The following is a 22,225-nucleotide window of genomic DNA, read 5'->3' as shown; positions in this document are numbered from 1 at the left end:
TTGGCCCGAAAGAAAAACTATAAAGCTGAAATGCAATCGGTCACTAAAGGATTCGAGACCGTAGAGAATGAGCTTAGAATCGATCTTCCGAAAAATCCCCGGAATGTAACTAAGATTGATCACTCTCAGTACATTGGGTTTGGCTTTGACGCATGGGCTATTCAGAGTATTCATGTAATCAGAGCACTGGTCAATGGAGGGAATTTCTCCCTGGCCACTCTTGTAGGGTACTCCAGCAATGGCCTTCGATATTTCATGGCCTTCCTGAAAAGCGGAACGATTGATTCTCCGCCGTCAACCCCGAACAGCCTGACCAAGCGGCATCTTGAGCGATATGTTTCGTGGCTTAAGCTCAAGTATCCAAACGGGTCAACTGCGAAGAACTATTACACGTCGCTGAAGTCATTGATCATCAGCCTAATTGAATACGGATTCGTTGAGGCGGATAAAGATGATCTACTTCCAGCCGTTCCTTTCCCCCATACCGCGAAATCGACCAATGACGCGAAGCCGCTCAGTCTCTCGGAAATGCAGGGGCTCATCACTGCGCTAAAGTCAGATTTAGTAGCCATTCATAAGGGCTTATTCTCTGGAAATGACGCCGAAGCAATGACGGTCTTATTGCTGATTACTGCGGCCAGATCTGGAATTAACACTACGCCGCTTCTGGAAATGTCTAGAGATGCACTCCAGCCGCATCCATTCATCCCCAATCTTCGGCTCTTGAACACCGTAAAAAGACGCGGCAAGGGTGCTCAGAGCAAAACCATTCGACAAACTGAACTGCATGACGGATATAACCCAATTCCTTTAGATGGGGTGGCTGTTGTAAATAAGGCTTTGGCAATTTCTGAGCCACTGGTTGGGTTTGCGCCTGAAAAGCTTAAGTCGCATGTTTGGCTTTACCGCGCCGGACAGAATGGGCATGGTCATAGGGTAGTCGCGCTGGCTTCCAGTACGCTATTTCAATCAACAAAGAGTATCTGTGCGCGGCATGCTTTGAAGGACGATCAGGGCCAACCGCTGATCGTTAATCTCAGTCGTCTTCGAAAGACTATGGAAAGTAGGCTTTGGAAGCTCAGCGGCGGCGACCTACTGGAGGTGTCCGCTGTGATGGGCCATTCCCCTAGCGTTGCTGATAACCACTATTTGAAGATAAATGACGAGATCAAGGTTGAGGGTGCCACCTTCGTAGGGGAAGCATTCACCGATCAGCTGCGTGGCATCAACGTCACACCGACACCCCCAGGAGGTTGCAAAGATAGCCTCTATGGAAGCCTGGCACCCAAAGATGGCGTTACCCATTGTTCCGAGTTCATTCATTGCTTGACATGTCCTAGTTACGCAATTGTAGGGACTCTCGGAGACTTGTATCGACTGTTCAGCTATCAGCAGTTTTTGCACGCTGAGATGGAGTATTTTTTAACAGATGAGTGGGCGGCATGGCGGAAACGCCAGGGCGATTTCATCAGACTTATTGACGAGTTTACGTCTCGAAAATTCAAGATTGAACTGATCGAAGCGGCTAAAGCCAAAGCGAAAGCGTCCCCTCATCCGTTCTGGGGATGCAAGATTGAGTTTATGAGGAAAGTTCGAGGTGACGCTCTTGTCGGCTAATCGGAACTCTAGGGCCGCCCTTAAGGCCTATGATGTGCTATTCGCGCAACCTGTAACTGCCTCGGGCCTCAGCAAGGCTGAGCGTGATGCGATAGTTATTAGTGCCATTGTTAATGATCGTGGCGAAACTCTTGTATTAAGCCGCTTTGGCGATGCTCGCTGGGATCTTCGACCTTTCTTTGATCAATCTAACGTAAACGAGGGGCACAAGTACGTCAGTTGGGATTTTAATCTCCCACCTGAGATGATTGATGACTGCAAAGCAGTTGCGTATGCATGGTTCAAGAGAGGGCTTCCAGGGTCAAAGCCACCTGTCGCACGGGGTATTACAACTCTCGTCAGTGCCAGTGTCATTCCATTTATTCGTTGGCTTAGCGATTTAGAGCTTGAACGATTTTCCGATGTTCGGCCCATACACATTAGTAATTATATTCACCATTGCAAGTCAGAGTCGTTAAGACCAATGCCTCTTTATTCCAGGCTGCGGATAATTGACTTTTTATGGATATTCTCTGCCGAAACCCTTTCCCCTCTTCAGTGTTTTCCGTGGGGGGACTCGTCCCTGTGGCGAGTCAGCGGAATTGGAGAAGCAAGGGGTACTTCGGCTGCCAATAAGAATACGGGTAGAACGGATATAATTCCGCCAGATGATCAGGCGAAGATCTTCAACTATTGCGAGCAGATCGTTCATAAGACGAAAGAAGATCTGAAAGCCACCGGAATTGACACTTTCACTCGCCGCAGCCCCAAAATGATTCGTTGCCGCGATGCTGTTTTGTACATTGCATCCATTACCAGTGGCATGCGTAACGAAGAGGTCATCGGGATTGAAGTCGGTGCGTGGCGAAAAGAGGTAGTGGATGGCGTTACTTACTGCTGGGTAACCACGACCGAGCATAAAACGGGAAAGGGACGAGTCGACTATCTTGTCCCTGAGCTTACGCTGGATGCGTTGAATCTCTTCGCCATGTGCTCAACCCCCATGAGAAGGGAGCTCGAGGCGGAGTTGAGTGACCTTGAACTGTCATGCAATTCAGTTGACTCCGCTGATCTTTTGCTTCGATTGGAGAAAGCCAGAAAGGACTCGAAGAGACTGTTCCTCTGCTTGAATGGGTACGGCAACAAAGCCGAACGTGTTGGACACATCGAAGTGCTCAGCGCCGCAGGTTCCAATGAAGCCTTCAAGCGCGTCGCAAAAGCGGCTGGAAGTGATTGGCCATTGCGGACTCATCAGTGCCGTCGCACCTATGCCCGGTGCTTCGTTGAGTCTCGCATGGGGCGTACCTCGCTCGTCTTCCTCAAGTGGCAGTTCAAACACAGCAGTATGAGCATGACTCAGCTCTATGCCTCCAACCCCCTACAGGATCTCACCCTGTTCGATGAAATCCTCCAACAGATGACGGAATTCAAGATCGATCTCATCGAGTCGTGGTTGGATGATCAGCCACTTGCTGGAGGGGCGGGTGAGAGGATCATGGAGCTACGTGCCATTCCGATCAAAGATCGGAGTGCCTTGCTGGCCCAGACAGCCCCCCATGCAAACATTCGAGCGACTGGTCATGGCTGGTGCATCGCGACAGAACGGGGCTGTGGTGGGGCTGGTTTGTATGAGGCAACCCGTTGTCCTGGCTGCAAACACTCTGTGATTGACGAGACCTTTGCCACCACGTGGCAGGGGATCTACTCGCATCAGCTGGAGCTGATGGAAATCGACGATGCCGGGCCGGCTGTAAGGCAACGGGCAAAACGTGATATGCAGGTCGCATTCGACGTAATCAGCAGCCTTGGCCTGTCTCCTTTGGACGCTCGCGACAGTGACCCAACGCGAACTTGAAGGTGCCGACTTTGACCAATAAGCCAACTGCGCAACGATCCTCCGGACGCTCCAGACAGAAGACCTCGGAGATGCTCGATAAGGTCATCGACGGCATCCTTTCAACAAACGGAAAGCTGTCCATTTCTGGCGTAGCGAAAGCGGCAGGGGTCACTCCAGGTCTCATCCACAACACCTACCCAGCCGTGGCTGAACGCATTCGTGGTCTGATGGGGAAATCAGTCCGAGCACAGCGCGATTCGAAGCACCAAGCATTGTTGAAGGAGAGGGAGCTGAACAGAGCATTGCGCGCGGAGAACGCACAGCTAAGCCAGGATCTGGCTCGACTGGCCTCAGTGAATCAGACCCTGATTCTCGAACTAGCTCAACTGAAGGGCGTAGCCACTGGTAAGGTGGTTCTTCTGAGCAGTAAGCCGGCTTCCTAGCAGCGCTGGGGTGTGCCTCACCTCACTGTCCAGAGCTGATCTAACCGTGTGGTATAGCTTGGGCCGAGCATTTCCCGACACATCCCCAGTCAGGAGTCACCGGCACCCCGCCCAGGCGGAGCGTGCCTCGACCCCACTTGGAATTGATCCGATCCATCACCTGCATGACCTTCTCAGAGGCGACGGGCTGTACGGCGGCGATCACGATGTCACGAGAGCGACCGAGCAGATTGTCTCCATGCGCGACAAGGCTGACGCAATCCTAGTGGCGGAAACCGTCAAGAAGATTGAACAACTGGGCGCCACGGCGGCAGGCCGTGGCGAAGCGAAGCGCAGCCCGGCTGTCCGCCTGCAAGGTAGATATGTGCTACTCGACCAGATGCAACGTGGGCCCGCCCCACTGATGCACAAGGGCAAATAGCAGTACCAACCTAGGGCCTTTGCAAGTGCTCCTTTGCCCAGTCAGCGGCGCTCAATGAGCGCCGCTCTTTCCACCTTCAGACCGACAAACAGAGAGCCCTGACAAACGGGAAATCGTGGGCTAACGCGCGAAGTGCGGGCGGTCACTTGCTCGCTTGCAGCGAAACGATCAGCGGACAGCTCACTGTCCCTTGGCTCGCGCAACAGTCATCAACCAGCTGCGCCAAGACCGACTCGATCCGCTGAAGATCCGCGAGTTTCTCACGCACATCCTCAAGCTTCTGCTCGGCGAGCACACGCGCTTCGTCGCAGTGCGCGCCGTCGTCCAGTCGCAACAGTCCGGCCACTTCATCAAGGCTAAAGCCCAGCCGTTGCGCGGACTTCACGAATCTCACCCGTGCGACATCCGCCTCGCCATAGCGGCGAATGCTGCCGTAGGGCTTGTCCGGTTCGGGTAACAGCCCCTTGCGTTGATAGAACCGAATGGTTTCCACGTTAACCCCGGCTGCCTTGGCAAAGGCGCCGATGGTCAGGCTTTCCACCGCGTTGTGCATGCCGCTTGACCCCGTACCTAACTACGGAAATAACCTTAACCCATCGATCAACCACTCGGAAGGATGAACGTATGTCTGAATCGCGAAATGGGCGCGGTGCACTCCTCACTGGAGGTCTGGCGGCAATCCTCGCGTCCACGTGCTGCCTGGGGCCGCTGGTGCTGATCGCCTTGGGCTTCAGCGGTGCCTGGATCGGCAGCCTCACCGTTCTGGAACCTTACCGCCCGTTCTTCATTGGCGCGGCACTGGTTGCGCTGTTCTTCGCTTACCGGCGCATTTTCCGCCCGGCTCAAGTCTGCATACCCGGTGAGGTCTGCGCTGATCCCCAGGTAAGCACCATCTACAAGCTCGTTTTTTGGGTCGTGACGGCCTTGGTGCTGGTCGCGCTCGCTTTCCCCTACATCCTCCCCTTGTTCTACTAATCAGGAGTTGGTCATGAAAAAGCTGCTTGCCGCTCTCGCCCTCATTGCCGTGGTTTCCCCAGTGTGGGCCGCCTCCCAAATCATCACCCTGTCGGTGCCGGGCATGACCTGCGCCGCTTGCCCAATCACGGTGAAGAAAGCGCTGACCAAGGTCGAGGGCGTGACCAAGGCCGAGGTGAGTTATGAGAAGCGCGAAGCCATCGTCACCTTCGACGATGCCAAGACCAGTGCGCAGGCGCTGACCAAGGCGACAGAGGACGCCGGCTACCCGTCCAGCGTCAAGCAATAGGCGGGCATTCCGATGGCAAATTCTTTCAATCTGTTCACACGGATCGGTGACAAAGCCGGTTCCGTCGGCGTGCTGGTTTCCGCCATAGGTTGCGCCTCGTGCTTTCCCGCCCTTGCCAGCCTGGGCGCCACGATCGGACTGGGCTTTTTGAGCCAATGGGAAGGCCTGTTCATCACCACGCTGTTGCCGTTGTTTGCCGGCGTGGCTCTGCTCGTCAATGCCCTCGGCTGGTTCAGTCACCGGCAGTGGCGACGCGCTGCGCCTGGCCTGATCGGCCCGGCCCTGGTGCTGGTAGCGGTGTTTTTGATGCTGGCTCACGGCTGGCGGAGCGGCTGGCTGCTCTATATCGGCCTGGCCGTCATGTTTGGGGTGTCCATCTGGGACTTCGTGTCGCCCGCGCACCGCCGTTGCTCCCCGGCGTCCTGTCCGACGCCGCCAAACCAGTGAACCTGACAAGAGACGATTCAATGAGTAACGTTATGACCGAACTGAAAATCATTGGCATGACCTGCGCATCCTGTGTCGTGCATGTGAAAGAGGCCTTGGAGAAGATTCCGGGCGTGCATCGGGCGGATGTTTCCTACGCCAGTGGGAGGGCCGAATTGAAGGTCGACGAGGCCGTAAGCCGTGAACAAATGCAGGCCGCCGTCGAGGCCCTGGGGTATCGAGCGGCGTTCGAAGACATCACGCTACCTACCCGTCCCGGCCTGCTCGATAAGGCACGGGGCTGGCTGAGCGGTGGCACTGACGCCGGGAAAGAGGGTGACAGGCTTCACGTGGCGGTTATCGGCAGTGGTGGCGCCGCCATGGCGGCCGCGCTCAAGGCGGTAGAAAGGGGGGCCCGCGTCACCCTGATCGAGCGCGGCATCATCGGCGGCACCTGCGTCAACGTCGGCTGCGTGCCCTCCAAGATCATGATTCGCGCCGCGCACGTGGCCCATCTGCGCCGCGAAAGTCCGTTTGATGGCGGACTGCCCGCCACGCCGCCGCTTGTCTTGCGCGAACGGTTGCTCGCCCAGCAACAGGGTCGTGTCGACGAACTGCGCCACGCCAAGTACGAAGGCATTCTGGAAAGCACCCCAGCCATCACCGTGCTGCGTGGCTCCGCCCGCTTCCAGGACAGCCACACGCTCAGTGTGGAACTGGTCGAGGGGGGCGAGCGCATCGTGACCTTCGACCGCTGCCTGATTGCCACCGGCGCCAGTGCGGCCGTGCCGCCGATTCCCGGACTGCAAGATACCCCCTTTTGGAACTCGGAAAAGGCGCTGGCAAGCAGCAGTATTCCGCAACGGCTCGCCGTGATCGGCTCATCCGTGGTGGCCTTGGAGCTGGCGCAAGCCTTTGCCCGGCTGGGTAGCCGCGTCACCATCCTGGCGCGCAACTCGCTGTTCTTCCGTGAAGATCCGGCCATCGGCGCAGCGCTGACGGCGGCCTTCCGCCTGGAGGGCATCGAAGTGCTGGAACAGACGCAAGCCAGCCAGGTGGCCCATGCCAACGGCGAGTTCGTGCTGACCACCAAGCACGGTGAAGTGCGGGTCGACCAACTGCTCGTCGCCACCGGACGCACGCCCAACACCCACGGCCTGAACCTGGAAGCGGCCGGCGTGCAGCTGGATGAACGCGGTGCCATCCAGATCGACCAGGGCATGCGCAGCAGCAAAGCGGATATTTATGCGGCCGGCGACTGCACCAACCAGCCGCAGTTCGTCTATGTCGCGGCGGCGGCCGGCAATCGCGCGGCGATCAACATGACCGGCGGCGAGGCAATGCTCAATCTCGACACCATGCCGGCCGTGGTGTTCACCGATCCGCAGGTGGCCACCGTCGGCTTCAGCGAAGCGGAAGCGCACCAAGCCGGCCTCGAAACCGACAGCCGCACCTTGACCCTGGACAACGTGCCGCGCGCTCTGGCGAACTTTGACACACGGGGGTTCATCAAGCTGGTCGCCGAAACGGGCTCGGGCCGACTGCTGGGCGTGCAGGCAGTGACCCCGGAAGCGGGCGAGCTGATTCAGACGGCCGCCCTCGCCATCCGCGCCCGGATGACGGTGCAGGAACTAGCCGACCAATTGTTCCCCTACCTGACCATGGTCGAGGGCCTGAAGCTCGCGGCGCAAACCTTCAGTAAGGACGTGAAGCAATTGTCCTGCTGCGCCGGGTAAAGAATGCGAGGTGCAAACATGAACATTAAGACTAATGAACTCGGCAGGGGTGACAGCCTGCGCCAGACATGGCAGGTGATCAGCTTCTGGGGGCTGCCTGCCGTTGTCGCGACGCTAACCATTCTTCTGGCAGATCGACACCCCACGCTATTCCTGGCCGCAAGCGCCGCGCTGGCGGTGATGGGTGGCGCCTGCCTGGTCAATGCCGCACGCTGCCGCCGACTTCACTGCTACCTCACGGCGCCGTACTTCCTGTTGCTCGCGCTCGGCGGGCTGCTGGCTTATGGCTTCGACCCGCATGGCGAGCAGTTCTCCAGACTGTGGCTATTGCTGGCACTGGGGGCGGCACCCTTGCTCATCTGGCTGCCCGAGCGCCTGGCCGGCCGAAAGTACCTTGGCGCTCCAGGGTGCGGAGAAGGCCGGGAGTGTCGGTGATGTAGGCCCTCTCAGCAGCCCTGATTGGCCGGGAACGCTTCGGTCTCCGTAATAGTGCTGCGAGCCAAGGACGTTATGCGAGGACTCCGTGTGCTTTTCGGTTTCGCCTGCTCTTCCGAACAACCGAACGACTCCAGCCGACAACAGATGTGCACGCTCATGAAGTTCATTCAAAGTTTTTTGGGGCCTCGCGGCCCCAGGGACACGACATTCGAGGCGGGCAGCTAGTTGGCCGCATGGGGGTGGGTCGGACTGAAAAGCCCTGATTTAGGCTGCGAAGGACGAAAAATTGTTAGCGTAACAATATCGTTAAATATCAATATGTTATGCACTACTAACTGTTAGCGTCATTCAGATACAACGACGGCTGCATCATCGCTCGAAGTCGGGAGGCTAAAGCGTTGGGCCTAAAGATGGGCGACCCATACTTCAAAGTGAAGCGGTTTCTCGACCAGAGGGGAGTGACAGCCTTTTCGAGCAACTATGCGCTATACGCCGACGTGTCGAATCGTGTGATGCGAACCATTAGCACTTTGGTCGCCAGCATCGAGGTCTACTCAGTTGACGAATGTTGGTGTGACCTTACTGGAATGCCGGATGACCTAGAGCAATTGGGCCGGGATATACAGGCAAGAGTTCGAAAGTGGGTGAATATCCCAGTTGGTGTGGGAATCGGGCCGACAAAGACGTTGGCCAAACTCGCACAGTGGGCAGGGAAGAATTGGCCGGCAACCGGCGGCGTGGTGAACCTGATGGACCCTCAGCGCCAGCAGAAACTCTTGAAACTCGCGCCGGTGGGGGAGGTGTGGGGTGTAGGCCGTAAGCTCTCCAGTCAACTCGAGACTCTAGGGATCAAGACCGCATTCGACCTGGCCAGCGCGGACCCGAGGCACATCGGAAGGATGTTCTCGAAGGTTCTGGAGCGAACCGCCCGGGAACTACGCGGGGAGCAGTGGCTGAAAATGCACGATGATCCTGATCCGAAGAAAGAGGTCGTGTCGTCCAAGATGTTCGGCCGGCGTGTCTATCTGCTTGAGGAATTGCGCCAGGCGGCGGCCGCGTACACCACTCGCGCAGCGGAAAAGCTTCGGGAGCAGGGCTCCGTCTGCAGCGAGCTCGTTGTCTCGGTTCAAACCAGCCAGTTTGCTGATCCAGCAGACCGTTACTGGAACGGGGCCAGGATGCTGCTACCAACACCAACCGCAGACACCCGCGAACTGATCATAGCCGCAAACCAAGGCCTTCTGGAAATCTATAGGCCCGGCTTCGCTTACTCCAAGTGCACCATCCAACTGTGTAGGCTAAGCCAGATGGAGGGGCTGACAGGCGATATGTTTGCACCGCAGCCCCGCAGAAATGCCGATCAGCTGATGGCGACTATGGATATGATCAACGAAAGGTTTGGGCGAGGAGCGCTTCGTGTGGCGACCATTCCGTCTGCGCCAGGTTGGATGATGCGCAGGGAGCTGCTTTCTCCTTCTTACACTACTCGTTGGCAAGATTTGCCCCGTGCAAGATGAGGCAAGGGGTCGTTACTGCCCTAGCCTGGCATCATGATTCAAATCATCCAATCCTTCAGAAAAATGTAGAAGATTCTACCCAACGGACTGGCTAAGACCTTTGCTCAGTCCTGAAACGGCTGGAAAAAATAGGAATGTTGCCGCGAAAAATCCGTCCGAAGGTTTATCAGAGGGGGGAAAATCCGATGGCAATCCGATAGTATCCGGGGTGAAAAATGCTCAAAAGCCGCTCCCTACGATGTGGCGCGGCTTTATGCTGCCTGACGAAAACCATAGTGAAGGGCACAAGGACGGTATGCCCCAGCAGACGCCAAAGCCAATGATCGATCGCTCTCAAGTTGAGCAAAATCGCTACCTCGACTACTGCCTGAAGCACAAGGTAGAGATTTCCATCATTCTCATTTCAGGAACCCATTTTATAGGCTTTGTACTGCAGCATGATCGCAAGGGCTTGCTGCTTGGAGGAAAGCGAGAGGATAAGCCCGTGCGCTTCATTTCAAAAGGGTACATCGCGCTCGTGCGACCGAACAAGGACCAAGATCTCGAGCTATTTTTGGAATATCGCGGGATGGGCACGTTCCTGCAACGGAAACGGCAAAAACAGGCCTTGAAGAAGCTGGAGAAAAAGAATGCTGGTAAGCCTCTCCCCCCTTCAGGGCCTGCTAGGAAAAAATTGACACTCCGGCCGGCCGTCGATTGATCGCCGGCCAGATGAGTCAGTTCGTACTTGCGATATCCAGGTGCTCGCCTGCATAAGCGATGACGATCTTCGACTCGATGATCTGGAAGTAAATTCGCATACAAACCTGGTTACCGATGCCAGAACCAACCCGCAGATGCCGCTCGAAATACGTACGCTTCCCCCGGTAGCTGAATTCACGCTGAGCACGTAGCTTTCCACAATTGCTCGTCGCATCAGACTCCTTAGCGACATAGGACCCGCCAAGGAGTTCGCGTGCGACCGAATCAGGTTTACCCGCGGCAAGGGTGTCGAAGTAGGGGTTCACCAAAATATCCAGCAGATCCAGCATGCGTTCGGAGTAGGCAAACTTGTCCGAAGCCTTCGCCGACTTCCATGCTGACTCCAAAATCTCCACACGATCACCCGAAACCACCTGCAGGTACGCAAGGACATCAACCGGAGTGATGCCCTTGCGAGTGGCAATACGGCGCAGGAGAGATGGCTCAATCAGCGGGGCGAATTGCTGAATTGGAAGCGGGCGAGCATCCGCAACCTGGCGGAGGCGATGTGCCTCGCTCTTCGCATCCCTCAGTTCTTGCTCGAGATGCTGGTTACGGTGCTCTGCAATCGCGAGCTCGTTACGCAACTCCTTTACTACATCCGATTCGGGAGGCAGCTCCGCTACCTGAATAGGCGGCTCCTTCACCTTAGGCTTAGCCTTCTCCCTGAGTTGCTCCCGAGGAGCCGCCAGACGCTGCCAATCTTCAAAAAAGCCGCGCCAATGCCGGACCTCGGCCGCGTAGGTCTTGATCTCCGCTTCAAACCACTCTCGACTCGCCAGAATTTGATCGCGGCCATGCTCTGCAAGATCTGCCAGTTTGAGCATGTTCGCCGCGGTCAGGTTGTCACCCAGATCTTTGATCTGCGACTGAACCTTCTGGACAGCGTCCATCTGCTTCTCTGCACGCTGTCGAAACGCTAGAGGCTCTTCCTGCAGAACACTGGTACAGATGGCCTTGCGCAAGATTTGTACGGCCTCCAGGTTTGGAGACGGCAGATTTTGAATAGGCCTGCTAAACAGATCACGGGCAAAAACTCTGGCGTCCAACGGGACCTCGGTCATGGCCGAGTAGAGTTCAAGAGAGTCGAGCAAGGCGTTCCAGTTGGGTGCGCCGGTATTATTGACAAAGTTGGAGTAGAGCTCGTGTAGCACCTGGGAGTCCGGGCGCACCGCCAACAGCGTTCGTTCCAGTTCGAAAGCTCTCAGCTCCGAAGGTGAAACGCGAGTGAGGCCTGACTCAACAGTGGACGCCCGCCGTTTGACCTCATCGACACAGGATTTAAAAGTTTCGGAACCTACCGCCTGCCAATACTCTCCGACATTGGCGTCATCAGCCACTTCCACTCCCGCCAGGCCCGCGTATCCAATCTGCCGAACCCGTGAGGAAGATGTGGCGATTAGACGATCCAGAGGGTTAGGGAGGAGCGACAGAAGTGTCGTAACGGACATATCAATGCGGAAAGCGTCCGTGGACGTGAGATTGGGCCAATGGAGTCCCTTCAGCAGTGCTCCGATAGTTAGCAAGGTAACGCAGGTGTGCCGAGAAAAGCCTCCATGGTCATGGAGCCGGGATGTCCAAGGCCAGATCGACTCTACGGCCCGGGCCACTTCTGTGGCCGAACCTACATTACAGAGCGATCGAATCTCTCCGACCTCAGCACCGAGCACGTGCTTGAGGTTCGCCTCCAAGCGGCTTATGGGGAGTAAACTAATGGCTTCATCGGGCGGGAATGCGTTCACTATCGCGGAGTAGCATTGCGGAGAAATCAACCACGAGGTCAGAACCGCGTGGGGCGGTACACGCATCAGCATCCGCGTATCGCCGAGAGCGGAGATCTTCGCTTTGCAGATTTGCTCAGTTACGCTGGCCACCGTTTTTGCTGACCCATACCAAGCTGTCCAGGCTGCGCTCTGGGTCCGCTGGTTCACAAAAGTCGCCGGCAATGGAAGGTTACTCAATGGCGGCTCACCCTTCGCGTTTGGAGAGGCCATGAGGGCGGTCAGTTGGCTGGGGGGCGCCGATGTCTCTTGAGGCTCATCGACCAGACTTTGAGGGATTGCAAGGATTTTCAAGTCGGTTTCACTCCGGGATGCTGGAGCTTGCGGACTATAACGATCGGACTCTGACTTCCCAGACTCACCCTGGTCCAGAACGGCGTCGGCGTGTGATTCAGTGGCTACCGCAATCTGGCTCGATTCGGGTTGGGGGCCAGCCAATACAATCGTGTGACTGATAGCCTGCTCGGCGTTTTGGGCCTCTTTACTATCAGTGGGCTCGTCCTCACAGATTTCGCTCACGCGAGGCATAGGACGAGACAGGAATTGAATCAACTGGGGGCTTGGCGGCTCTTCGGCGATGAAGACAGGGGACAGCGCCTCATTAACCGGCCGGGCTTTAGAACCCACGTACTCAATGTCGTGTTCGTAGGAAAAGTTCTTGAGGAACCGAAGACTGACACCTACCCGTTTGCTGACCTCTTTCATGGTCATGGTCTTTGCCAGTTCCTGGACGCGCTCCAAAAATTTGTTTTGGCGCTCCCAGTGCGCTTTCTTGGAAAGCAGGTCGAGTTGCGGTGGTAGCTGGAGTTCGTCAGCCTTGAGCAACGGCTTACGTGGTTCAACGCGCTTGGGTTCCTTGGACAAGCGGATCTCCTCGTATTGCTTGAAGATCGACTTGCTCTCCTCTTTGGTTCGAAGATCAGGATTTGAGAACTCGATGCTGTTCCGGGCCGCATAATTGCGTAAGAACCCAGCGCTAACCCCTAAAAGTCGACTGGCTTCCTTCAGAGCGAATCTGTAATCGTTCGCGTACGATAGAACCTTGTTCCGAAACTCCTGCTTTGCAGCCTCGTCCGCAGCCAGCGCCCTGGCTTGAAGATCATCGACAGAAATCGTCGCACTCGACAGCATGGTACCCCCTCCAATGGATCAGGGGGGAATACCCAAGATGGTGCGCTCTACAAAAGCAGAGACCTACCGCTTGCACCAGGCGAACGGAGTCGAAGGAGCCAGACATAAGGCTGGCACCGGCTTTGGCAGAGGGCACTGCTCCCCCCCTCATTTCAACGGACTCCTCGGTTGCGTAATCGCATACTCGCGGAGCTTTATGTGTCTGCGATGAGACATCGGCGGTGATATTACTAGGCCATGCCATCTGTGAAAAGGTTCACAACCAAATATCGGTCGCCAATTTTTCGGCGGAAAACCCACGGCGAGGACCTGGAAAACCGGTAAGCCACTGATTTTTCTTGACCAAATCAGCAGGTTCGCTCCCGAATATGAGGGACGAATGTGATTGCAAAATGACGTCAAAAAAAGCACGGATTAGCTTGAATCCACTGCTCGCCTCGTTATGCTGGCAATTCACCTCCACTGCCCCAATGCCCGAAGTAGAGACTTCAACAGGCGCAAGGAGGCTGAAAACCATCAGACAAGGAATGAAGTACCTGTGAACAAGAGCACCCTGCGCAAGACTCTGCTGGCGGCATCGATCGCAGCAAGCACTCACGTATACGCTGTCTCGGGCGTATCCGACCTGACCCAGGACGTCAGCGGTGATACCGAAGTAGCCCTGTCGCTCAGCGAACACGGCAACGTCACCCTGACTGGCAATGCTCAGCGCATCGAAGGCGAGGATGGGGTTGGCTTTGAAGGCGTGAAGATAAACGGCAATCTGGTCAACAACGCCAACATCACCGCCCGCGGCTCGGCTGTCGACGGGTTGGACCTGGACATCAGCGACGACCAGAACGCCACTCGTACCGAAGTCACCGGCGACATCATCAACAACGGCAACATCGATCTGACCGGCGCCGGCGCGGTCGGTATCGTGATGGACGGCGTTCGTGCCAACAGCCTGATCAACAACGGCAATATCGACGTCCTGGATGATCCGGACGGCGTAGAAACCGACAAAGCCCGTGGTATCGAGATCGGCAACACCAAGCTGGCAGGCGATGTCATCAATAGCGGCAACATCGTCGCGACTGGTGAACGCGCGAAGGGCATCACCGCCTTCTCCAACGGCGCCGACGTGAACAACCAGACCAAAATCGGCGCCGATGTTGAAAACAAGGGCAACATCTCGGTGTCCGGCGACAACTCCATCGGCATCGAGCTGGACGATGTGCAGTTCGGTCATGACATCCTGAACAGCGGCGGCATCACCGCCAACGGCGTCAATGCAATTGGCATTACCGTCGACGACACCAACTACAACGCCATCGTCAACACCGGTCTCATCATCGCTCGCGGTGCCGACTCTCGCGGCATTCTGGTGATGGACTCCACCGGCCCCAATTCCGACCTGGGCAACAACGGCATCGTGAATAGCGGCAACATCGTTGCCGACGGCATCGCCATTCAGATCGGCAATCGCCCGGGCAATGGCAGCGGTACCGACCACTTCATCATCACCCAGAACGGCGGCCTGATTCAGGGTGGCGAGAAGTCCATCGATGGCAACATGCAGACCATCCTTCGCTTCAACGGCGGTACCATCGCCGGCGACATCGAAGGCCTGGACTCCATGCAGGTCAATGGCAACGCCAACTTCATCGGTGGCGAAATCGAAGCCGATGATGTTCAGATCAAGGGCGGCCAACTGAACCTGTCGAACCTGCACACCGACCTGACCGGCAACCTGAGCATCGCCTCCGGCGCAGCTCTGCAGGTCCGCTTGAGCGACAGCACCAACGTAAACACTCCGGTGGTCAGCGTCAACGGCACCGCCAGTTTCGCTGCCGGCAGCAAGCTGAATGTCACCGCCAACCCGGGCGACTTCACCGGTACCCGCCAGGGCACTGCCTACACCCTGGTATCTGCGGACGACATTCAAAACGCCGGGCTCGAAGTGAAGAGCAGCTCCGCTCTGTTGCAGGTCAAGTCCTACCAGATCGGCGAGCAGCTGGTCACCGCCGTCGTTACCGGCAAGACCGGTAATGCCGCTCAGGACATCCTGAAAGGCCAGGGCTCCAGCAGTAACGCGCTGAACGCCATCACTCCTTTCGTGGACTCGGTCATGGGCAACATGAGCAGCGACGATCAGGTCTTCCAGGCCTTCGCCAACGCTTCCGAGGCCGAGCTCGCCAAACTGGCCGAGCAGCTGGCTCCCCAAGTGAACGGCGGAGCTACCCAAGCTGCGATGGGTACCCAATCGCTGGTTTCCAACGCCATCAACTCCCGCCTGGGCTCCTCGTCCGGCATGTCCTCCGGCGACGTTCTTCAGGAAACCGGTGTATGGATCAAGGCACTGCATAGCGACGCCGACCAGAACCGTCGCAATCAGATCGAGGGCTTCAACGCCGATACCGATGGCATCATCATCGGCGCCGACGGCAAGCTGAACGACCAGACCACCCTCGGTCTGGCCTACAGCTACGCCACCAGCGATGTCGACTCCAACGACGGCAACAGCACCGATGTGAAGAGCCAGGCTCTGATCGCCTACGGCAGCTGGAAACAAGGTCCGGTCTTCGTCGACGCCAGCCTGACCTACGGCAAGAACGACAACGAGTCCAAGCGTTATATCGCTGGCACCACTGCGAAGGGCGACTACGACTCCGACCTGTTCGGCCTGAACGTCCTGGGCGGCTACGGCTTCAACGTGGGTGACGGCTACATCGTCGAGCCTCGTGCAGCCCTGCGCTACAGCAACCTGAAGATCGACGGTTACACCGAGAAGGGCTCCTCCGCGGCACTGTCGGTAGGTGGCCAGCGCATCGAAGTTGCTGAGCTGGGCGCAGGTGTGCGCTTCGCCAAGGACTTCAACGTCGGCAACGGCACTCTGAAGCCGGAAGTCACCCTGATGACCTACCACGACTTCGCCGCCGACCAGGCTGACACCACAAGCGCATTCGTCCTGGGTGGCAACGCCTTTGTCAGCAACGCCGCCAAGCCGACTCGCAACAGCTATGAGGCTGGCGTAGGCGCGGAGTACAGCGTCGGCGCGATGACCTTCGGTGCCTCGTACAACTACCTGCGCAAAGCCGACTTCAACGCCGATACCTTCTCGCTGAAAGCTCGCTACGACTTCTAAGCGAAACCAGGAAGTCGAAAAGCAAATCACAATGGCCCGCCTCGTGCGGGCCATTGTCCATGTGACCGAGGAAAGCCGATGTACAGCGCCCTTAACCGCATTATCCTCGCCGCCGGCGCGCTCCTAGCCATCTCAGGCTGCGCCAGCAACGTCAACCTCAAGGAAATCTCGAGCGGGTCCAGTCTGCACCCTGAGGTTTTGCCTTCACCCACCTACAATATCCAGGCCTTAGTGCCCGCCGGTACCAGGTACCGCACACTTCGGGTGTATATCGAGGGCGATGGCCATGCCTGGGCCACCCGAACACAACCGAGCACAGATCCAACACCTCACACGTCTCTGATGGCTCAATTCGCTGCTGACGATCCCGCGCCAGCAGCGTACTTGGCCAGGCCTTGCCAGTTCGTCGTCACTGGTGCATGCAAACCAGCGCTCTGGACGTCCGAACGCTTTGGGCGGGCGTCTGTTGATGCCATGAACTCCGCCTTGAACAACCTGAAATCCCGGTACCGGACTGAGTCCTTCGAACTGGTGGGATATTCCGGCGGCGCTGCCATAGCTTTGATCCTCGCCGGCGAGCGTGATGACGTTAGACAAGTTCAAACCATCGCAGGGAATGTCGATCCTGTGACCTGGACGAAGCTCAAGAACATCACCCCTCTGCTCGGATCGCTGTCGCCACTGGAATACTCGGCTCGCCTCGCCGGCATCCCCCAGAGGCACTTGATCGGTCAAAACGACGAGGTGGTGCCTGCTGAAGTCGTACGAGCGTATAGCCTGCAGGTCCAGGCAAAATGCCTGTCCACCGTCGTGGTGCCAGGTGCGTCTCACGACCGCGGCTACGCCGACGCATGGCGTGCTGTAAGGGATCTGCCATTCAACTGCGACATGAGCGGCAGCCCCCGATCATCCATGGCTGAACAGCCCCATTTCTTTGAAGGACGCGGTCATGCAACAGCAGATCATCATCCAGCCAGAAGGCAGCGAACTGATCTACGAGGTTCTCGTCAGCCATGACGGCGGTACCGTCTGGGTCAACTGTTCGGACGGCAACAGCGTTGGTCGCTTTTCCAAGCATGCCGGCATTGACCTTCATCGGACGATCGCAGAGCAGATGGCGGGGGAGGGCCAATGCCTGGACTGCACTCACGAACCGGCCGGGCCCGAAGAATGGGAGCGTTTCCGTGCCGGGATGGCACAACACTTCAACGTCGCCCTTCCGCCAGACCTCATCCGCTTCCCCTAACGCCATCGTTTTCAGAAGGACGTTCCAACTGATGCTGAAGAAATTGAAAAATCTAATCCCCGTCCAGTGGGAACGGTTCACCGGTTGGCTCGACGTACTTGAGCGACGTTGGAAATCGTACTGGTTGAAGAGGGTCGCATCCGCAACAGCATTCGCTATGGTCGCTGGCTTCATCTTGCTTGCCCTGTACGGCCCGGCTGTATCCGTGAGCTACCTGGTGACAGCGGCCGGCCTATTGCTGGTAGCGCTGAGCCTTCTCCTGCGGTTCAAGTTCTTGCAGGACCTGGCGACCTTGTCAGGCGTCACCCTAGCCGTCTGGTGGTATGTTCAATCCCTGCCTGGCGTCTTCAACCCGGTCCAGCACGTGAGGTTCGACGCAGAACCTCAAACGTCTGGATTTTTTGTCTTGCCGAAGACCAGGCCGCTAGGAAAAACGCAAGTCGATGACTGTGATTTCGACTCAGCAAGCTCCACGCTGACATGCTCGGTGAGGGTTGTGCCAGTTCCAACCGAGAAGTTCGTGGAAGCTCCGGATGACAGGTTGTCACTCCAACCGTGAAAGAAAAACCGCCCTGCTGGCGGTTTTTACGCCACCTAAACTTCTAGCCAGGGATTACCATTTTCCAACCAACGGTCACCACATAAGCCATCCGCCGGCACGGGCCACGGCGCCTTTTCTCCAGATGGGATGGGGATTGCGGCGGGCGGAACAGGTCCAACAGGTCTTCGCCGGCAGTAGTGGCTTGGTGGGCTGCGCTCATATGAAGTGCCTTGAGGCGAGGTGTAGCAGGTTATCACGACGTTACTCGTCGTCTTCCAAGCGCTCCGCGATGCCTGGGAAGACCTCACCATGGCCCGGCTCCCAGCGCGGCGCACTGAGCGAGGCCGGCTGATCGATGGCGAGCTTGCCGAAATTGAACTTGGGTTGAACGTACCCTTGGGCATTCTGCACACTCTTCCAACCAACGTACCTCATCATGCTTATGAGGTCCCAGCCCTCGTCGATCGCCCAGTTGGCAAAGCCATGTCGGAAGGAGTGGCTGGTGTAGCGCTGCTCTACGCCGGCGGCTTCAGCAACTCGTCGCAGGATGGGACCGATAGCGGAACTCGAGAGCCCCTCATCCGCCATCCGTCCCCAGCGAGTGATAGGTCGGAAGACGGGCCCATAGTGGATTCCAGAGTCTTCGAGCCAATGCGTGTATGCCCTGACGGGGCAAAGCTCGATTAGGGCCGGCACGATGAATTCCTGGCCAAGTGCATCACGGTCATGCTTGGTCTTTCTGAGGAAAATCCGCATATCCCGGTCTGGAATCACCGTGATGTTGTGTGCCTCGATCCGACTCAATTCGTCGCTTCGGAAAGCACGCCAGAAGCCGATAAGCACCAGCGCCCGATTGCGTGAAGCGGCTAGCTGCTTGGCGAAATCGCCGGCAGAAATTGCGGCGCGCTCAGCGGTGTCCAGGTAGTCGATCATCTTGCGCAGATTTTCGATCGCGATGGGGAGGGCCTTCTTGGGCGCTTTGTTGAACAACGCCCGGATGCCCTTCATGGTCCGCTTCACCTTACCCTTGGTTGGGTCAGGAAAGCCGAACTCTTGGTGCCACTTTGCGATGGCTGCAACTCGCAACTGCAGGGTATTAACAGAGAGCTCTCCAGCGAAAGTACGCACGTAGCGATCCACCATCTCCTCGGTGGCAGGGAGCAGCCCCCCATTGCTTTTGAAATGCTCACGAGCCTGTCGGTAGGCCTTGTCGGTGTTCGGGCTACCTGCGGCGCTATCGATGAGGGCTGACTTCAACTCGAAGTCCATGGCCATCATCTTGATGTCGGCATTGTCGCTGTCGGGTCGCTTACTCATAGTCAAGGTCGCTGGAAGGGTCTAAGCATCCTAACGCAGACCTGCGTGATTTGAACGCTGCCAGTGGCCCTGGCAGCGCCCTCGCGTGGCGAATGTGATTATTGTTTGCTCTGGCCCCACATCCGCTCAACTACATCGTCTTCGAGCTTATAGCGCCCCTTCGGACATTCAACGATCCATGGCGACTTTCTGGCCCGGGAGTTGAAACCCACCAGCTTGCAGGGGCCCAGGCTGGTATGCGGTTTAGTTTGGGACACGTCGTACCCGTAGAGGTTGGCTGCTTGTTCGAGTTCAGTTTGGGCTTTGGACTTTGCGCCCTTGACCGTGGCCTCGACCTTGATCGTGCAGGTCCCCTGCGGGTCGTAGGTGATTTTTCCAGCCTCAATGTTGATTTCGGGATGGAGGTTGGCCAGTGCGCTGTTGATCAAGCCACGAAGAACCTTGAGGTTGGTGGTGTTGAAGCCGGAGGTGAAGTCGGTCATTTGGAGCTCCTTCTGAGGTGTTGTTGAACGGTGACGACCATTCTCCGCCCCCCTCACCGTGCCAGAAGCCAAACCTGGAAGAATCCCAACATCAGTCCTCGCACTCCTGTAGCAAATCACCCAGGCCGTCATTATCCCGAGAAATCTTCACCTCGGCCGTTATCATCACCAGTACCACCAATACTGAGTTCGCCTATGAAACGTGCCTTTTGTTAGCAAGCCCTGTTGAGGGAAATAGAACCGTCGTGGAGCATGCGCCCGAAACTCAGCTGCTAGAGAGCAAAAATGGCTAGGCACGCACGCTCCACCAAGGGAAAAGCTTCATCAGGGAAAAAGAAGTCTGGGCTAGAACTGAAGGTCAGGAACGATGGCCGCCAGTCAGGATGTACGGTCGTCAGCTTTGACTTCCTGACTGATTGGTTGGGTGAGGATGCAGAAGACTTTTTGAAAGGCATTTCGCGCTTCTCTAGACGCTACACAAGTGCGGCCCCTACATACGCTATACGGCGTATTCTCCAGTATTGGGCAATGATGCATAGAAAGAGAGGCTGGAAAAAACCTAAGGACACAGATGCGAATAACTTCAAACTTCAACTATCTGAGCTTCGGAGAAGCTTTTATACCGATGAGACAGAAAAAGGGTTGGCCCTCATAACGACCTCAAATAAGTGGATGTCTTTCGTAAGGCTAATTGAGGTTCTAGTAGTTGCAGAAGTTATCCCAAAGATCACTATAGGTGCATACGTTCGAGCTCCAGGAAAATCAGAAATAATAACTGAAAGGCAATCAGTGGTTGATGGTGCCGCGGTTGTTTCGGTACCAAAATCATTTAGACCGGATAAGAACTCATACAATGACGATCTTTTTGAGTCAATATCTTTAACTGCTTCTGATGAAAAGTACCTGACCGAGTACACTGCTAGAATAAATCGTGTGCTGGATACAATTAAGTCGTGCGCGCTAGAAGACTTTAATCTACTAAAATCGAAACAGGCAGAGGGAGATGCGCTGATAAAGAATACCGGCTGTGGTTATCTGACGGATATGAAAGAGAACCCTTGGCTTATGAGGTATTTTGATTTTTCCACTAGGCGCCATTACTTTGAGGCAGACGGTGGACATCCTAACTTGCTTGGAAACCTACTTTCTGTTGTTCATCATGAGATGGGGGGGATCCCTAAGCCTCATCGAAAATTCAAGTCGAGTGACAGAAGGCCGGTATCGAACAGCGGAAATTCTCATTGGCAATATGTTGCTAGATACGGAAAGAATAAGCTCATCCCGTATTTAGGATTAATGAATAGCGAGGCTGCGGCAGTTTGCATGCTCTTGATAATGATAGAGCACCCAAGGTTCAATTCGACTTCATTGTACAGAGCTAAAATTGAAGATGCGGATGGATTCGCAATCCTCCTGTCGTCTGCTGATGGAAATAATTTGCGCCTTACGGTTAAAAAGCCGAGAGCTAGCCCGGATTTCTCATGACCGCATAAACAAAAACGGCTGAAAGCCTTATGATTCTTGTCGCCAAACAAAGCCCCATAAGTCTTCAGCCGCGCACAAAATGCTACCAGAAAAACTCCACTTTTCACCCCTCTCTCGCCGCCTCGTCGAGGCCTCTTTCACCGGTGGTCACATCACCTCGGATGCGGGCTTGTTGCTGCTGCGCGAGGTCGACCGGCAACATGGCTTGACCCGCCGCCTGGCCAAAATCGTTCCCGATCGGCGTGATCCTGGGCGTGTCCAGCATGGACTGCAGACACTGCTCGCCCAGCGTATCTATGCACTGGCCGCCGGCTACGAGGATCTCAACGATCATGACGGCCTGCGCCATGACTACGCGCTGCAGACTGCGGTCAACCGCCTGCAACCGCTGGCCGGCAAATCCACTCTGGGGCGCCTGGAACAGCAAGCCGATCGCGAAACGGTGGTGCAAGCCCATCGCCTGCTGTGGGAGCACTTCATCGCCCAGCATGACCAGGCGCCGGCTGAGATCGTGCTCGACTTCGATGCGACCGATGTGCCGGTGCATGGTGATCAGGAAGGGCGCTTCTTCCATGGCTATTACGACCATTACTGCTTCCTGCCGCTCTATGTGTTCTGTGGTCGCCATCTGCTGGTGAGCTATTTGCGCCCGAGCAACATCGATGGCGCCCGACACAGTTGGGCCATCCTGGCACT

General features: G+C 56.5%; 19 protein-coding genes and 2 pseudogenes. 16 read left to right on the top strand and 5 right to left on the bottom strand.

From position 1 onward, the window contains the following. The 3 genes from HMPREF1224_RS43630 to HMPREF1224_RS0112960 all read left to right on the top strand — a co-directional run bounded on the left by HMPREF1224_RS43630 (position 1) and on the right by HMPREF1224_RS0112960 (position 3,876). Positions 1–1,617 (top strand): hypothetical protein, encoded by a 1,617-nt coding sequence (locus tag HMPREF1224_RS43630; RefSeq protein WP_010794484.1) that lies wholly within the window; start codon positions 1–3, stop codon positions 1,615–1,617. Further along, positions 1,598–3,451: a site-specific integrase gene (locus HMPREF1224_RS46060; RefSeq protein ID WP_010794483.1), complete on the top strand. Its 1,854-nt coding sequence runs from the start codon at positions 1,598–1,600 to the stop codon at positions 3,449–3,451. Before HMPREF1224_RS43630 ends, HMPREF1224_RS46060 begins: the two co-directional genes overlap by 20 nt. Before the next feature lie 71 nt (positions 3,452–3,522). Next, positions 3,523–3,876 carry a hypothetical protein gene (locus HMPREF1224_RS0112960; protein WP_008567186.1) on the top strand — a complete coding sequence of 118 codons (354 nt, stop codon included), beginning with the start codon at positions 3,523–3,525 and terminating at the stop codon, positions 3,874–3,876. A gap of 17 nt (positions 3,877–3,893) precedes the next feature. Here the strand turns inward: HMPREF1224_RS0112960 and HMPREF1224_RS45165 are convergent. Next, positions 3,894–4,081 (bottom strand): annotated as a pseudogene (locus HMPREF1224_RS45165) (DUF4113 domain-containing protein); the annotation flags it as partial. A gap of 358 nt (positions 4,082–4,439) precedes the next feature. Beyond that, the gene (merR, locus tag HMPREF1224_RS43625) at positions 4,440–4,850 is read right to left on the bottom strand and encodes an Hg(II)-responsive transcriptional regulator (protein ID WP_008567182.1); all 411 of its coding nucleotides are present in this window, start codon (positions 4,848–4,850) and stop codon (positions 4,440–4,442) included. Positions 4,851–4,921: 71 nt separating this feature from the next. Here merR and merT point away from each other — a divergent pair, with 71 nt between their 5' ends. The 7 genes from merT to HMPREF1224_RS45765 all read left to right on the top strand — a co-directional run bounded on the left by merT (position 4,922) and on the right by HMPREF1224_RS45765 (position 10,378). Then, entirely contained in the window at positions 4,922–5,272 is a 351-nt protein-coding gene (gene merT, locus HMPREF1224_RS43620) for a mercuric ion transporter MerT (RefSeq protein WP_008567181.1), read from the top strand. Positions 5,273–5,285: 13 nt separating this feature from the next. Then, positions 5,286–5,561: a mercury resistance system periplasmic binding protein MerP gene (gene merP / locus HMPREF1224_RS43615; protein WP_008567180.1), complete on the top strand. Its 276-nt coding sequence runs from the start codon at positions 5,286–5,288 to the stop codon at positions 5,559–5,561. Between the two features lie 12 nt (positions 5,562–5,573). After that, positions 5,574–6,008, top strand: a complete 435-nt coding sequence (gene merC, locus HMPREF1224_RS43610; protein WP_008567179.1) for an organomercurial transporter MerC — start codon at positions 5,574–5,576, stop codon at positions 6,006–6,008. 32 nt (positions 6,009–6,040) lie between these two features. Continuing rightward, positions 6,041–7,723 carry a mercury(II) reductase gene (gene merA, locus HMPREF1224_RS43605; RefSeq protein ID WP_008567178.1) on the top strand — a complete coding sequence of 561 codons (1,683 nt, stop codon included), beginning with the start codon at positions 6,041–6,043 and terminating at the stop codon, positions 7,721–7,723. An 18-nt stretch (positions 7,724–7,741) separates the two neighbouring features. Continuing rightward, positions 7,742–8,158: a hypothetical protein gene (locus tag HMPREF1224_RS43600; protein WP_008567175.1), complete on the top strand. Its 417-nt coding sequence runs from the start codon at positions 7,742–7,744 to the stop codon at positions 8,156–8,158. Between the two features lie 338 nt (positions 8,159–8,496). Further along, on the top strand, positions 8,497–9,678 hold the full coding sequence (locus tag HMPREF1224_RS43595) for a Y-family DNA polymerase (RefSeq protein WP_081717431.1): 1,182 nt from the start codon (positions 8,497–8,499) through the stop codon (positions 9,676–9,678). Positions 9,679–9,778: 100 nt separating this feature from the next. Next, a complete protein-coding gene (locus HMPREF1224_RS45765; protein ID WP_171886903.1) occupies positions 9,779–10,378 on the top strand; it encodes a hypothetical protein in 600 nt (199 codons plus the stop codon). Between the two features lie 16 nt (positions 10,379–10,394). On the opposite strand, the gene HMPREF1224_RS43590 is transcribed toward HMPREF1224_RS45765, so the two are convergent. Next, positions 10,395–13,331 carry an AAA family ATPase gene (locus HMPREF1224_RS43590; RefSeq protein WP_010794479.1) on the bottom strand — a complete coding sequence of 979 codons (2,937 nt, stop codon included), beginning with the start codon at positions 13,329–13,331 and terminating at the stop codon, positions 10,395–10,397. Between the two features lie 538 nt (positions 13,332–13,869). Here HMPREF1224_RS43590 and HMPREF1224_RS43585 point away from each other — a divergent pair. The 4 genes from HMPREF1224_RS43585 (at position 13,870) to HMPREF1224_RS0112940 (ending at position 18,263) form a co-directional block, all read left to right on the top strand. Beyond that, positions 13,870–16,458: an autotransporter family protein gene (locus tag HMPREF1224_RS43585; RefSeq protein WP_010794478.1), complete on the top strand. Its 2,589-nt coding sequence runs from the start codon at positions 13,870–13,872 to the stop codon at positions 16,456–16,458. 78 nt (positions 16,459–16,536) lie between these two features. Further along, entirely contained in the window at positions 16,537–17,475 is a 939-nt protein-coding gene (locus HMPREF1224_RS45155; protein WP_010794477.1) for an alpha/beta hydrolase, read from the top strand. Beyond that, entirely contained in the window at positions 17,408–17,704 is a 297-nt protein-coding gene (locus HMPREF1224_RS0112945) for a hypothetical protein (RefSeq protein WP_019438700.1), read from the top strand. Before HMPREF1224_RS45155 ends, HMPREF1224_RS0112945 begins: the two co-directional genes overlap by 68 nt. A gap of 31 nt (positions 17,705–17,735) precedes the next feature. Further along, the gene (locus HMPREF1224_RS0112940; protein WP_031628766.1) at positions 17,736–18,263 is read left to right on the top strand and encodes a hypothetical protein; all 528 of its coding nucleotides are present in this window, start codon (positions 17,736–17,738) and stop codon (positions 18,261–18,263) included. Between the two features lie 243 nt (positions 18,264–18,506). Here HMPREF1224_RS0112940 and HMPREF1224_RS43580 read toward each other — a convergent pair whose 3' ends face one another. Both HMPREF1224_RS43580 and HMPREF1224_RS43575 read right to left on the bottom strand, forming a co-directional pair. Further along, positions 18,507–19,562 carry a site-specific integrase gene (locus HMPREF1224_RS43580; RefSeq protein WP_010794475.1) on the bottom strand — a complete coding sequence of 352 codons (1,056 nt, stop codon included), beginning with the start codon at positions 19,560–19,562 and terminating at the stop codon, positions 18,507–18,509. A gap of 98 nt (positions 19,563–19,660) precedes the next feature. Then, positions 19,661–20,044, bottom strand: a complete 384-nt coding sequence (locus HMPREF1224_RS43575) for a hypothetical protein (protein ID WP_010794474.1) — start codon at positions 20,042–20,044, stop codon at positions 19,661–19,663. 285 nt (positions 20,045–20,329) lie between these two features. Between HMPREF1224_RS43575 and HMPREF1224_RS45150 the strand changes: the two genes are divergently transcribed. Both HMPREF1224_RS45150 and HMPREF1224_RS43570 read left to right on the top strand, forming a co-directional pair. Next, entirely contained in the window at positions 20,330–21,529 is a 1,200-nt protein-coding gene (locus HMPREF1224_RS45150; protein WP_010794473.1) for a hypothetical protein, read from the top strand. A gap of 79 nt (positions 21,530–21,608) precedes the next feature. Further along, positions 21,609–22,225 (top strand): annotated as a pseudogene (locus HMPREF1224_RS43570) (IS1380-like element ISPa33 family transposase); the annotation flags it as partial.

It is taken from the genome of Pseudomonas sp. P179, assembly GCF_000478485.2.
In the GTDB taxonomy this organism is placed as follows: domain Bacteria; phylum Pseudomonadota; class Gammaproteobacteria; order Pseudomonadales; family Pseudomonadaceae; genus Pseudomonas; species Pseudomonas aeruginosa.
The sequence above is the reverse complement of the archived record's forward strand: the minus strand, read 5'-3'. Positions and strand labels throughout refer to the sequence as shown.

Coding starts and splice junctions, on each gene's coding strand:
- HMPREF1224_RS0112960 (WP_008567186.1), top strand. CDS start 3,523: ATGCTCGATAAGGTCATCGACGGCATCCTTTCAACAAACGGAAAGCTG.
- merR (WP_008567182.1), bottom strand. CDS start 4,850: ATGCACAACGCGGTGGAAAGCCTGACCATCGGCGCCTTTGCCAAGGCA.
- merT (WP_008567181.1), top strand. CDS start 4,922: ATGTCTGAATCGCGAAATGGGCGCGGTGCACTCCTCACTGGAGGTCTG.
- merP (WP_008567180.1), top strand. CDS start 5,286: ATGAAAAAGCTGCTTGCCGCTCTCGCCCTCATTGCCGTGGTTTCCCCA.
- merC (WP_008567179.1), top strand. CDS start 5,574: ATGGCAAATTCTTTCAATCTGTTCACACGGATCGGTGACAAAGCCGGT.
- merA (WP_008567178.1), top strand. CDS start 6,041: ATGACCGAACTGAAAATCATTGGCATGACCTGCGCATCCTGTGTCGTG.
- HMPREF1224_RS43600 (WP_008567175.1), top strand. CDS start 7,742: ATGAACATTAAGACTAATGAACTCGGCAGGGGTGACAGCCTGCGCCAG.
- HMPREF1224_RS43590 (WP_010794479.1), bottom strand. CDS start 13,331: ATGCTGTCGAGTGCGACGATTTCTGTCGATGATCTTCAAGCCAGGGCG.
- HMPREF1224_RS45155 (WP_010794477.1), top strand. CDS start 16,537: ATGTACAGCGCCCTTAACCGCATTATCCTCGCCGCCGGCGCGCTCCTA.
- HMPREF1224_RS0112945 (WP_019438700.1), top strand. CDS start 17,408: ATGCAACAGCAGATCATCATCCAGCCAGAAGGCAGCGAACTGATCTAC.
- HMPREF1224_RS0112940 (WP_031628766.1), top strand. CDS start 17,736: ATGCTGAAGAAATTGAAAAATCTAATCCCCGTCCAGTGGGAACGGTTC.
- HMPREF1224_RS43580 (WP_010794475.1), bottom strand. CDS start 19,562: ATGAGTAAGCGACCCGACAGCGACAATGCCGACATCAAGATGATGGCC.
- HMPREF1224_RS43575 (WP_010794474.1), bottom strand. CDS start 20,044: ATGACCGACTTCACCTCCGGCTTCAACACCACCAACCTCAAGGTTCTT.
- HMPREF1224_RS45150 (WP_010794473.1), top strand. CDS start 20,330: ATGGCTAGGCACGCACGCTCCACCAAGGGAAAAGCTTCATCAGGGAAA.